This window comes from Klebsiella aerogenes (genome assembly GCA_029027985.1).
Lineage (GTDB): Bacteria > Pseudomonadota > Gammaproteobacteria > Enterobacterales > Enterobacteriaceae > Klebsiella > Klebsiella aerogenes_A.
In genome coordinates, this window is record CP119076.1 from 2,768,877 (window position 1) to 2,780,874 (window position 11,998).

The following is an 11,998-nucleotide window of genomic DNA, read 5'->3' on the forward strand; positions in this document are numbered from 1 at the left end:
ATGGTCGAAACGTTGCTGGAAGTACGCAATCTGAGTAAGACCTTTCGCTATCGTACCGGCTGGTTCCATCGCCAGACGGTAGAAGCGGTGAAACCGTTAAGCTTTACCCTGCGCGAACGGCAGACATTAGCGATTATCGGCGAAAACGGTTCGGGGAAATCGACGCTGGCCAAAATGCTGGCTGGTATGGTGGAACCGACCACTGGCGAGCTGCTCATTGACGACCATCCGCTGGAGTTTGGCGACTACTCATTCCGCAGCCAGCGTATTCGCATGATTTTCCAGGATCCATCGACCTCGCTGAATCCGCGTCAGCGTATCTCGCAGATCCTCGACTTCCCGCTGCGCCTCAATACCGACCTCGAACCGGAGGCGCGGGAAAAACAGATTATCGAAACCATGCGTATGGTTGGCCTACTGCCGGATCACGTCAGCTACTATCCGCATATGCTGGCGCCAGGGCAAAAACAGCGTCTGGGGCTCGCCCGTGCGCTGATCCTGCGCCCGAAAGTGATTATCTGCGATGAAGCGCTGGCGTCGCTGGATATGTCGATGCGCTCGCAGCTCATTAACCTGATGCTGGAGCTGCAGGAAAAACAGGGGATCTCCTACATCTACGTGACTCAGCACCTGGGGATGATGAAGCATATCAGCGATCAGGTGCTGGTGATGCATGAAGGCGAAGTGGTTGAACGCGGTAGCACCGCCGATGTCCTGGCCTCGCCGCTGCATGAGTTAACCAAACGGCTGATTGCCGGCCACTTCGGCGAAGCGCTGACCGCCGATGCCTGGCGTAAAGACGGTAAATAAACCTCCTCCTCTCAGGGGCGGCCCGCTGGCCGCCCCTGCTTCATCATGACGATTGCGGGAACACGCTCTCCGTTGGCAGCGGGCGGCGATCAAAGCGACGCAACGCGTAGTACAGCAGCCCGGTACCGAACCAACCGATAATCCACGACACGTCATTACCGGCGAATAGCCACGTCAATGAACCATGGAACAGCGGGTTCTCAATAAATGGCAGCTGGATCAGCACACCGACGATATAGATCGTAATCGCATACAGATTCCAGAAACCATAGCGCTGATGCGGATCGCTAAGCGCCGGAATATCGACCGCGCCTTTGGAAAGAATATAGTAATCCGTCAGGCTGATGGCGCTCCAGGGAACAAAGAAGGCCAGCAGGAACAACAGGAAATGGGTGAAATTCTTTAAGAACGCGGGCTCGCTGAGCAGTGCAATGACGCAGGAGGCCGCCACCATGAGCACCACAAAGGCAACACGACACCTCTGCGACAGCGCGGTCTGGCGACGAAAACCGGAAACAATCGTCGTCAGCGACATAAAGCTGCCGTACGCATTCAGCGTCGTGAAAGTAATTTTACCAAAGCAGATAGCAAAGTAGATAACCATCGCCATCACCTGGCTCTTGCCCAATCCCACCAGATAGCTCACCTCATGGCCGGGGAAAGCGCTACCGGCGATCGCTGCGGTGAACACGCCCAATGTCATTGATGCCTGTGTGCCCAGTACGGTACCAAAAAAGACCGAGCAGAACGTTTTCGTCGCCGAAACGTCACGAGGCAGGTAGCGTGAATAGTCAGAGACATAGGGACAGAAAGCGATTTGCCATGACGAAGACAACGACACCGCCAGCAGGAACATCGGTAGCGAGAAATGGTTATTCTGCACGATGGCGCTCAGATCAGCGGACATCATCAGCGTCACGAACAGATAGACAAAAGCCAGAATGCCGACAATGCTCGCCAGTTTGCCCAGCTTATGGATGACCTTATAGCCCAGCACCGCGATAACAATAATAATTGCGCTGAATAACAGCATTCCGGCAACGTTGCTGATAGATAACAGTTTCGCCATCGCCTGCCCGGCCAGAACGGTACCGCTGGCGGAGAAACCGATATACATCACGCACACCAGCACCAGCGGTACCACCGCGCCAAATACGCCGAACTGCGCGCGGCTGATGATCATCTGCGGCAAGCCCAGACGCGGCCCCTGCAGGGCGTGCAACGACATCACCGCCGCGCCCAGCACCTGACCAAGCAGCAGACCGAGCAGTGACCATACCACGTCGCCGCCCAACACCACCGCCAGCGCGCCGGTGACAATGGCGGTAATTTGCAGATTACCGCCAAACCACAGGGTAAACTGACTAAACGGATGCCCATGCCTTTCGCGTTCGGGAATGTAATCAATCGACCGTCTTTCGGTTAATCCCGCTTCATTATTCTTTGATTGCCCATCTGTGGATGAAAAAGAAGACATAGGTTCCTCACTATTATTATTTCACTGACTCCCCATCTGACCGATCCTGTATATACAAGCATTGACAACCGCCCGCACCGCACGCATCCTATTTTTGTGATGAATATGTAAATTCTTTGTATTGCAAAAAGTAACAAAAACATAACAACTGTATGGATAAGCCGCTTAATAAGGCCTGCGCTTGCGTTACTGAACTGAGGTATCACATCCATGATCGTCCCTTTCCAGCTGTCTACTCTCCCTGTCACGCCGTGGAAAAACGGCGGTGGCGAAACCCGTGAGATAGTCTGCGTACCCTCCCCCGACGCGCCTTTTTTATGGCGCGCCAGCATCGCCACCCTACAATGTGACGGGCCGTTTTCCTGTTTTCCCGGCGTCGACCGGGTCATCACTTTGCTGGCCGGGAAAGCGTTTCGCCTGAAAGGCGATAATATCGATCAACCGTTGGCGCTGTGGCGTCCCTGGGCTTTTGCCGGCGAATGGCCGCTGCGCAGCGAAGGTATTAGCGAACGCGGCCTGGACTTTAACATCATGACCCAGCGCAGCCGTGCCGCAGCTGAGGTTAAGGTCGTCGGCGATGAGCAACATCCCGGCGAAGAAGGAGTGGCATGGGTGCTCCAGGGCCGCTGGCAACTGGGAGGACAGCGCTGTGAGGCGGAATCAGGCATTTTTTGGCAGCAGCAATCACCGGGCTTATTCACACCGCTGACCGCAGACGCCCTGCTGCTACTGACCACGATCGTGCGCCGTTAACCGCAGAAATGTCGGTAACGCCCGGGATAAGGCGGAAAAACGCGGTGGTTATCCGGTGATATACTGGAATGAGCGCATTTATCAATACGCGTTTCGTTGCGCCTGTTGTCACGAAAAATCGTGACACAAAGGGTCTTCAGTGGGATATAATTCCCGGCTAAATTTGAGTTATTTTGAAATAACAACGTTAACCATTTGATTGTTAGAGTAAAAATAAGCAATAACGATAAGGATTAAAGCTATGGGTTTTCTTTCCGGTAAGCGCATTCTGATCACTGGCGTGGCCAGTAAACTGTCCATCGCCTACGGTATTGCGCAAGCAATGCACCGTGAAGGGGCTGAACTGGCATTCACCTATCAGAACGAAAAACTGAAAGGCCGTGTAGAAGAGTTTGCCGCTGCGCTGGGTTCTAACATTGTGCTGCCGTGCGACGTCGCTGAAGACGAGAGCATTACCGCGCTGTTCAGCGAACTGGAAAAAGTATGGCCTAAATTCGATGGTTTCGTGCATTCCATCGGTTATGCGCCGGCCGATCAGTTAGACGGCGACTACGTTAATGCGGTAACCCGCGAAGGCTTCAAAATCGCTCACGACATCAGCGCCTACAGCTTCGTCGCCATGGCGAAAGCGTGCCGTACTATGCTGAACCCGAATTCCGCTCTGCTGACGCTCTCCTACCTGGGCGCTGAGCGCGCGATCCCGAACTACAACGTGATGGGTCTGGCGAAAGCCTCTCTGGAAGCGAACGTACGTTACATGGCGAATGCGATGGGTCCGGAAGGCGTTCGCGTCAATGCGATCTCCGCAGGCCCGATCCGTACTCTGGCGGCATCCGGTATCAAAGATTTCCGTAAAATGCTGGCGCATTGCGAAGCGGTCACCCCGATCCGTCGCACCGTCACCATCGAAGACGTCGGCAACAGCGCAGCGTTCCTGTGCTCCAACCTGTCTGCGGGCATCTCCGGCGAAGTCGTTCACGTTGACGGCGGCTTCAGCATCGCGGCGATGAACGAACTGGAACTGAAATAAGTTCTTTACCCTCCTCGCCCTGGTGAGGAGGGTCTCTCCCCCTCTTTCTTCTTACACCTGCCCTCTGTTATTCCAATCCGCTATTTATTAGTCCGTATCAATATTTTCTACTGCTTCAGGGTTACGCCAGGATAGTTGCGCATAGAGGTACCGCGAAACGGCGGTTCGCCACCTACCGAACAAGGAACGCCCATGGAGCAACGCCGCGTGTATGGCAAAAACCACTGGTATCACGAGACCCAGTCAACAAATAGTCCGGTCGAGGTTCTGCCTCTGGTTCCTGAGGCCGCTCACGTTGAAGACCGGTTTTTACTTGACCTGACGCTCCCGGACGAACTCAGCCATCCTCACGAAGGCTGGCTTACGCCCGCTCGCCAGTTAGCAAAGGTGTTTTTCCCAACGACCGTCACGGTGAATCGATTACAAACCTTCAGCGCTTACGAACGTCTAAGCACCGCACTAACCGTCGCTCAGGTCTATGGCGTACAGCGCTTGTGTAATCACTATGCCGCCCGCCTGGCGCCGCTGCCCGGCCCTGATTCTTCTCGGGAAAGCAATCGACGGCTGGCGCAAATCACCCAGTATGCCCGCCAGTTGGCAAGTTCACCGTCGGTTATCACCGGAGTAGCCCGCAGCCAGCTTGATGAAGTCGGCCTGACCAGCCGCGATATTGTGTTAATCAACCAAATAATTGGCTTCGTGGGCTTTCAGGCGCGCGCAATCGCCACCTTCCAGGCCGCAGTCGGCATGCCGGTACGCTGGCTCCCTGGCATGCCGCAGCAAGATGACGCGCCCGCGGAACTGTTCGCTGATGTTGCGGGAGAATGGCTTCCCGGCGTGGACGACGCTGACCAACGTTACGCCAATGACGATAGACAAGCCAGGCTCGCCGTATGGAAAAACCATCCTGGCCTGCAGCCATTGGCGCCGCTGCTCGCCAGCGATGAGCCGACGCTGACGCTACAACACCAGCTACTGACTCAGCTTGATAACTCACGCCAACCCCTGACTGCCCTCGCAGGGTTGCTGGCGGCGCGGATAAATGGCAGCCCTGATTGTTTTAACGCCTGGACCGCAAGGTGGACAGGCGATAACGAACTTCCACAGGCGTTGCGCCACGACGAACGCGCCGTTCAGCGCTGGTCGCAGCGCCATCCGCCAGAGCAGGTTTTCCTGCAGGCGGCACAGCTACTCACCCGCGCGCCGGACCGTTTTAGCGCCGCGCAGTTAACTCCCCTCACAGAATATGGGCTTTCCCGCGCTGACGCTATCGATTTGCTGGCGTGGTGCGGGCTGTGCGGCTGGCTTAATCGACTTAAAATTGCTCTCGGCGAGGTACGTCAAGCGACGTAAAATGCTGAAACAGCGCTTGCTGAGGCAGGCATATTCGCGTAAAAATGTCAGCCGCTCTTTTAGCCACGAAAATACCAAACTATGTTTCAGGACAACCCGCTGCTAGCGCAGCTTAAACAGCAATTGCATTCCCAGACTCCGCGCGTTGAAGGGGTCGTGAAGGGGACGGAAAAAGGCTTTGGCTTCCTTGAAGTCGACTCGCAGAAAAGCTACTTCATTCCGCCGCCGCAAATGAAAAAAGTGATGCACGGCGATCGTATTATTGCCGTGGTCCATACGGAAAAAGAACGTGAAAGCGCCGAACCGGAAGAGCTGGTTGAACCTTTCCTGACCCGTTTCGTCGGTAAAGTGCATAAAAAAGACGATCGTCTGTCTATCGTTCCCGATCATCCGCTGCTGAAAGACGCCATTCCTTGCCGCGCCGCGCGCGGTGTTGAGCATGACTTTAAACAGGGTGACTGGGCGGTTGCCGAAATGCGTCGCCATCCGCTGAAAGGCGATCGCGGCTTCTATGCCGAACTGACGCAGTTCATCACCTTCAGCGACGATCATTTCGTGCCGTGGTGGGTCACCCTGGCGCGCCATAATCTGGAAAAAGAAGCACCGAACGGCGTCGCAACCGAGATGCTCGACGAAGGTCTGCCGCGTCGCGACCTGACGGCACTTGAGTTCGTCACCATCGACAGCGCCAGCACCGAAGATATGGACGATGCGCTGTACGTCGAAAACGCCGCCGACGGTAAACTGCACCTCACCGTCGCCATCGCCGATCCCACCGCGTGGATTGCCGAAGGCAGCAAGCTGGATAATGCCGCGAAAATTCGCGCCTTCACCAACTACCTGCCGGGCTTTAACATCCCGATGCTGCCACGCGAACTGTCTGACGACCTGTGCTCGCTGCGCGCTAATGAAGTGCGTCCGGTACTTGCCTGTCGCATGACTCTGGCAACTGACGGCACCATTGAAGATGATATCGAATTCTTCGCCGCCACTATCGAATCTAAAGCCAAACTGGCCTATGACGATGTCTCTAACTGGCTGGAAAACAGCGGTGAATGGCAGCCAGGCAACGACGCTATCGCCCAGCAGATCAAACTGCTTCAGGACGTATGCCTGCGCCGTAGCGAGTGGCGAAAAACCCACGCGCTGGTATTCAAGGACCGCCCGGATTACCGTTTCGTGTTGGGTGACAAAGGCGAAGTGCTGGATATCGTTGCCGAACCACGTCGCATTGCCAACCGCATCGTTGAAGAATCGATGATTGCCGCCAACATCTGTGCGGCGCGCGTGCTGCGCGACAAACTGGGCTTTGGCGTTTATAACGTCCATACCGGGTTCGATCCGGCAAACACCGAACAACTGGCCGCGCTGCTGAAAACCCACGATGTACACGTTGACCCGGTGGAAGTGTTGACGCTCGACGGCTTCTGTAAATTGCGCCGTGAGCTGGATGCCCAACCATCAGGCTTCCTCGACAGCCGTATCCGTCGCTTCCAGTCGTTCGCTGAAATCAGCACCGAGCCAGGCCCGCACTTCGGCCTCGGTCTGGAAGCTTACGCGACCTGGACCTCACCGATCCGTAAATACGGCGATATGATCAACCACCGCCTGCTGAAAGCCATCATCAAAGGCGAAACTATCGGTCGCCCTCAGGATGACGTCACCGTACAGATGGCGGAGCGCCGTCGTCTGAACCGCATGGCGGAACGCGACGTCGCAGACTGGCTGTATGCCCGCTTCCTCAATGATAAAGCCGGTACCGATACTCGCTATCCGGCGGAAATCATTGATATCAGCCGCGGCGGCATGCGCGTACGTCTGGTCGACAACGGCGCTGTCGCCTTTATTCCGGCGCCGTTCCTGCACGCCGTTCGCGACGAACTGGTCTGCAGCCAGGAAAATGGCACCGTGCAGATCAAAGGCGAAGTCGTTTATAAGGTCACTGACGTTATCGATGTCACTATTGCCGAAGTCCGTATGGAAACCCGTAGCGTGATCGCCCGCCCGGCGGCGTAAGCGCTTGTATGGCCCCGTCGCAGGGGCCATCTCTTTCTACACTCCCATCGTTTTGCCCTGCGCTTTCGGCTATTATCGCTGGTGGCTAAAGGATCTGCGTTTTTTTCACTTCTCTTTTGCAGCCGTTTTTTGCATCATTGATTTCATTCGCTTTTGTAACCAGGATAATGCTATGTCTGATCTGAATGCCCGCCTGCTCGCCCAACGTATCGATACCGTGCTGGATATTCTGGTTGCCGGGGACTATCACTCCGCCATTCATAATCTGGAGATCCTCAAAGCCGAGCTCCAGGCACTTTCTCATGACGAGCCAGAAACGGCGCCAGGGCAACCCAAAGCCCCGTGGGAAATCTGACCCTTTTGTGCCTCAGGGAGCGCCCAGGCACCCGCCGGGGCACTGTATAGACCTCTAACTGTGATGTAGCTATGAACGCCCGACAACAAAGTATTTTGCAAATGGTCATCGACAAAGGCCGCATGAGCGTTGCCGATCTGGCCAAAATGACCGGTGTCTCCGAAGTCACCATTCGTCAGGACCTGAACTCGTTGGAAAAGCAAAGCTATCTGCGCCGTACTCACGGTTTTGCCATTCCGCTGGATAGTGAAGACGTTGAAACGCGGATGATGACCCATTTCGCCATTAAGCGTGAACTGGCCACCCGAGCCGCTACGCTGGTCGCGGCTGGAGAGACCATATTCATCGAGAACGGCAGCTCAAACGCGCTACTGGCCCGCACATTAGCCGAGCGCGGCGATATCACAATCATTACCGTCAGTAGCTATATCGCGCATCTGCTGAAGGAAACACCTGCCGAGGTGATTCTGCTGGGCGGCATATACCAAAAGCGCAGCGAGAGTATGGTTGGTCCGCTGACCCGTCAATGTATTCAGCAGGTACACTTCAGCAAAGCGTTTATCGGTATTGACGGCTGGCAGGCGGAAACCGGCTTCACCGGCCGCGACATGATGCGCGCCGATGTGGTTAACGCGGTTCTGGATAAAAACTGCGAAGCTATCGTGCTGAGCGACAGCTCTAAATTCAGCATGGTTCACCCCTATCCACTGGGGCCAATAGGCCGTTTCAATCGCATCATTACCGATAATAATCTGAGCGAAACCATCCGTCAGCAGCTGGCGGCCAGAGGCTTAGCCGTCGATATCGTTAACCCCGCCTGATGCCGCTCGCCAGCGCCCTGTTCTGCGGCGTTGGCGGCGTTCCCGCGTCTGAGAGAATTCCGAGCCGCAATTAAGATTTTTTACCTGACGTTAAAATTTAAAATAAGTAGAATTATTATTAGCGATATAACAGGAAGTGACTATCACCTGCGTGATTAGAGCAATACCTGCGCAACTTAACTTCATGGAATAGCCCTTAAGTCATAGTCAATTGCTATGCTTTAAAGGAAGTTGTATCCATGAATAGATTATTCAGGAGAATAAAATGATGACTTCAATGAGCAAGAAAATGGCTGCGGCCGTACTGGTTGTGACTGTAGCAATGTCTCTGAGCGCTTGCGGACACTGGTCTAAACGCGACCGTAATACCGCCATCGGCGCAGGCGCTGGCGCACTGGGCGGCGCGGTATTAACCGACGGCAGCACCCTGGGTACCCTCGGTGGCGCAGCGGTTGGCGGCATCATTGGCCACCAGGTTGGTAAATAACCACCCCGCATATTAAACTAATAATAATTTCGTAGTAACTAACACACGCATACGCCCATAATTAAGGCCACGGTAATTACCGTGGCCTTGTTGTTTATTTGGCAGGAAATTTAGCCGCCGGCTAATTTTACTTTCATGCCTTTGGCTTCCAGCAACGATTTCAGTAAATCACGTTTATCGCCCTGAATTTCAATCACGCCATCTTTGAGCGAACCGCCACAGCCGCATTTCTTTTTTAACTCGGCAGCCAGCTTAGCCAAAGCATCGTCATCCAACTCGATGCCGGTAATCAGACATACGCCCTTCCCTTTGCGCCCGCTGGTCTGACGTTGAATGCGCACGATGCCATCGCCTTTCGGCCGCTGCGGCGTTGCTTTCGGCTCGTCAATGCGTCCGCTGTCGGTCGAATAGACCAGACGACTGTTAGCATCACTCATTACGCCCCCTGTTTTAAAGAAGCATTAATGCTGGCCAGCGTTGCCGCCGGATCGGCAGACTGAGTGACCGGACGACCAATCACCATATAATCAACACCGGCTTCCTGCGCCTGCTCCGGAGTCATAATACGGCGCTGGTCGCCAGCATCGCTGCCCTGCGGACGAATACCCGGGGTGACCAATTTAAACGCCTGACCCAATTCCTGTTTGAAACGCACCGCCTCCTGAGCGGAACAGACCACGCCGTCAAGACCGCAGCGTTTAGTCAGCGCCGCCAGTTTCGCCGCATGGTCGGCCGGGGAAAGCGTAATGCCGAGATCCTGTAAGTCGCTGGCTTCCATGCTGGTGAGTACGGTGACCGCAATCAGCAATGGCGCATCTTTACCAAATGGCAGCAACGCTTCACGAGCGGCGGTCATCATTCGCGCGCCGCCGGACGCATGGACATTCACCATCCACACGCCAAGATCGGCTGCGGCCGCTACCGCGCGGGCGGTGGTATTCGGGATATCGTGGAATTTCAGATCGAGAAACACTTCAAAGCCACGCTGGTGTAGATCGTGAACAAACTGCGGCCCCAGCAGCGTGAACATTTCCTTACCCACTTTCAACCGGCAGTCACGCGGATCGATACGGTCGACAAAGGCTAGCGCCTTGTCGCGGTTATCGTAATCAAGCGCAACAACGACGGGAGAGGATGTAATAACGCGAGGAGAAGAGGTAGCAGTAGACGTCATGACCAGACCTTAATTGTTGATGAGCGCCGATGCAGCGCAAAAAAGGTAAACGGGCAGCATTCTACCTGCGAAGTGGGGAAATTGACAGGCTGCTTTTCCCCACCTGGAGACAAAACCAGGTACGGCGCGGCAGATTCGGGCGAGTTAAAAATTGATAAGTATGTTGTAACTAAAGTCGGGCTTTTTTTAGAAACTACTGACCATCAAGGCCGCGAATTGGCTTGATAGTCGCCCACGAACGGCAGGACGGGCAGTGCCAGTACAGCGTATGGGAGGTGAAGCCGCACTTCTGGCAGCGGTAGCGCGGCTTGCTGCGTACCTGCTCGCCAACCATGTTGCGCAATACCCCAAGGCTCGCCTTCGCACGCCCTTCTTCCGCCTCATTGAGGTGGTAGTCCATCAGCTTATGGAACACACGCATCGTCGGGTGGCGCTCCAGTTGGCGGGTAACGTAGCTCTGCGCGGCTTCGGCGCCTTCTTGCTGCTCAATAATCTGCGCCAGCATGAGTTCCGCCGTCGCACCGGTGTTCTCTTCCACACAACGGCGTAAAAACGCTTCCCACTCTTCGTGCTTACCTAACTGCTGGTAGCAGGTTTGCAACATTTCGAGGGTTTCGCCCACCAGTTCTTTGTCCTGGCCGATCACCCGCTCCAGGCTCTCTACCGCTTTCGCGTAGTCGCCTTTTTCCATCCACACCCGCCCCATCATGATAGAGACGCGCGCGCTGTTGCGGTCTGCAGATGCGCCTTTCTTCAACAACGTCATGGCTTTATCCAGATCGTTGCTGGCCATCTGCTGCAGCGCCAGTTCGCACCAGAAGTTAGCGATGTCGCTGCGGTGCTTCTCTTTGCCCATTTTTACCAGTCGTTCGGCGACTTCAATGGCGGACTGCCAGTCGCTGGTCAACTGATAAATTTGTAGCAACTGCTGCAGGGCGCTCAAACGGAAGTCGGTTTCATCCACCAGTTGCTTGAACATGTCTTCCGCGCGGTCATAGAGGCCAGCGGCCATATAGTCACGCCCCAGTTGCTGCACGGCCAACAGACGCTGATCGTAGGTGAGCGCAGCGCTCTCCATCAGACTTTGGTGAATGCGAATAGCGCGGTCTACTTCGCCGCGCGAACGGAACAGGTTGCCAAGCGTCAGGTGGGCTTCAACGGTACCGGTATCCTCTTTCAACATATCGAGGAACAGATCCACGGCTTTATCCTGCTGGTTGCTCAGCAGAAAGTTAACCCCCGCCACATAATCACGCGACAGGCGATTAGCATCGTCCTGTTTGGACTGTTGTGCGCTCCTGCGCCCCATATACCATCCATATGCTGCGGCAACGGGAAGAAGCAGAAACAACAACTCCAGCATAGAAAGTTATTCCTTGACCGCAGGGACGCTGGCGTCAGCTGGCGTGACGGTCGCCGGCGCAATCTGCTGCTCCAGGCGTTTGATTTTGCGTTCGGCGCGCGCCAGCGATACGCGCACGCGCAGCCAGAACAGGCCGCAAATCAGCCAGCCGATAACGAAGCCAGCAGCAAATAGCACCGCCAGCAGCGTAGAAATACGGAATTCGCCCTGTGCAAGCAGGTAATTGAACGTGACCAGTTGATCGTTTTGCGCACCCAACGTCACGGAAATGACGAAGATAGCTAACACCAGTAAGAAAATAAGTAAATATTTCACATGACTTCCCGTTATGTGGGTTGCGCGAAAAAAACGCGTTCAAG

Annotated in this window: 13 protein-coding genes; 8 read left to right on the forward strand and 5 right to left on the reverse strand. The window is 55.1% G+C overall.

Going from position 1 to position 11,998, the window contains the following annotated elements; genetic code table 11:
* The gene (gene sapF / locus PYR66_13255; GenBank protein ID WEF26308.1) at window positions 1–810 is read left to right on the forward strand and encodes a peptide ABC transporter ATP-binding protein SapF; all 810 of its coding nucleotides are present in this window, start codon (window positions 1–3) and stop codon (window positions 808–810) included.
* Window positions 811–853: 43 nt separating this feature from the next.
* On the opposite strand, the gene PYR66_13260 is transcribed toward sapF, so the two are convergent.
* The gene (locus PYR66_13260; protein WEF26309.1) at window positions 854–2,287 is read right to left on the reverse strand and encodes a cytosine permease; all 1,434 of its coding nucleotides are present in this window, start codon (window positions 2,285–2,287) and stop codon (window positions 854–856) included.
* A gap of 210 nt (window positions 2,288–2,497) precedes the next feature.
* Here PYR66_13260 and PYR66_13265 point away from each other — a divergent pair, with 210 nt between their 5' ends.
* The 7 genes from PYR66_13265 (at window position 2,498) to osmB (ending at window position 9,102) form a co-directional block, all read left to right on the forward strand.
* Window positions 2,498–3,040 carry a HutD family protein gene (locus tag PYR66_13265; GenBank protein ID WEF26310.1) on the forward strand — a complete coding sequence of 181 codons (543 nt, stop codon included), beginning with the start codon at window positions 2,498–2,500 and terminating at the stop codon, window positions 3,038–3,040.
* 241 nt (window positions 3,041–3,281) lie between these two features.
* Window positions 3,282–4,070 carry an enoyl-ACP reductase FabI gene (gene fabI / locus PYR66_13270; protein WEF26311.1) on the forward strand — a complete coding sequence of 263 codons (789 nt, stop codon included), beginning with the start codon at window positions 3,282–3,284 and terminating at the stop codon, window positions 4,068–4,070.
* A gap of 192 nt (window positions 4,071–4,262) precedes the next feature.
* Complete coding sequence (locus PYR66_13275) at window positions 4,263–5,423, forward strand: CMD domain-containing protein (protein WEF26312.1); 1,161 nt, start codon at window positions 4,263–4,265, stop codon at window positions 5,421–5,423.
* A gap of 81 nt (window positions 5,424–5,504) precedes the next feature.
* Entirely contained in the window at window positions 5,505–7,439 is a 1,935-nt protein-coding gene (locus PYR66_13280; protein WEF26313.1) for an exoribonuclease II, read from the forward strand.
* Between the two features lie 172 nt (window positions 7,440–7,611).
* Window positions 7,612–7,794 carry a hypothetical protein gene (locus PYR66_13285; GenBank protein WEF26314.1) on the forward strand — a complete coding sequence of 61 codons (183 nt, stop codon included), beginning with the start codon at window positions 7,612–7,614 and terminating at the stop codon, window positions 7,792–7,794.
* Window positions 7,795–7,865: 71 nt separating this feature from the next.
* Window positions 7,866–8,615 (forward strand): DNA-binding transcriptional regulator YciT, encoded by a 750-nt coding sequence (locus tag PYR66_13290; GenBank protein ID WEF26315.1) that lies wholly within the window; start codon window positions 7,866–7,868, stop codon window positions 8,613–8,615.
* Window positions 8,616–8,883: 268 nt separating this feature from the next.
* Window positions 8,884–9,102, forward strand: coding sequence for an osmotically-inducible lipoprotein OsmB (osmB, locus tag PYR66_13295; GenBank protein WEF30446.1), 219 nt, complete (start codon window positions 8,884–8,886; stop codon window positions 9,100–9,102).
* Between the two features lie 110 nt (window positions 9,103–9,212).
* On the opposite strand, the gene yciH is transcribed toward osmB, so the two are convergent.
* From yciH to PYR66_13315, 4 genes are all read right to left on the reverse strand, one after another.
* Window positions 9,213–9,539 carry a stress response translation initiation inhibitor YciH gene (gene yciH / locus PYR66_13300; GenBank protein ID WEF26316.1) on the reverse strand — a complete coding sequence of 109 codons (327 nt, stop codon included), beginning with the start codon at window positions 9,537–9,539 and terminating at the stop codon, window positions 9,213–9,215.
* Window positions 9,539–10,276 (reverse strand): orotidine-5'-phosphate decarboxylase, encoded by a 738-nt coding sequence (gene pyrF / locus PYR66_13305; protein WEF26317.1) that lies wholly within the window; start codon window positions 10,274–10,276, stop codon window positions 9,539–9,541. Before pyrF ends, yciH begins: the two co-directional genes overlap by 1 nt.
* A 193-nt stretch (window positions 10,277–10,469) precedes the next feature.
* A complete protein-coding gene (lapB, locus tag PYR66_13310) occupies window positions 10,470–11,639 on the reverse strand; it encodes a lipopolysaccharide assembly protein LapB (GenBank protein ID WEF26318.1) in 1,170 nt (389 codons plus the stop codon).
* Window positions 11,640–11,645: 6 nt separating this feature from the next.
* Entirely contained in the window at window positions 11,646–11,954 is a 309-nt protein-coding gene (locus PYR66_13315) for a LapA family protein (protein ID WEF26319.1), read from the reverse strand.
* Window positions 11,955–11,998 lie beyond the last annotated feature (44 nt).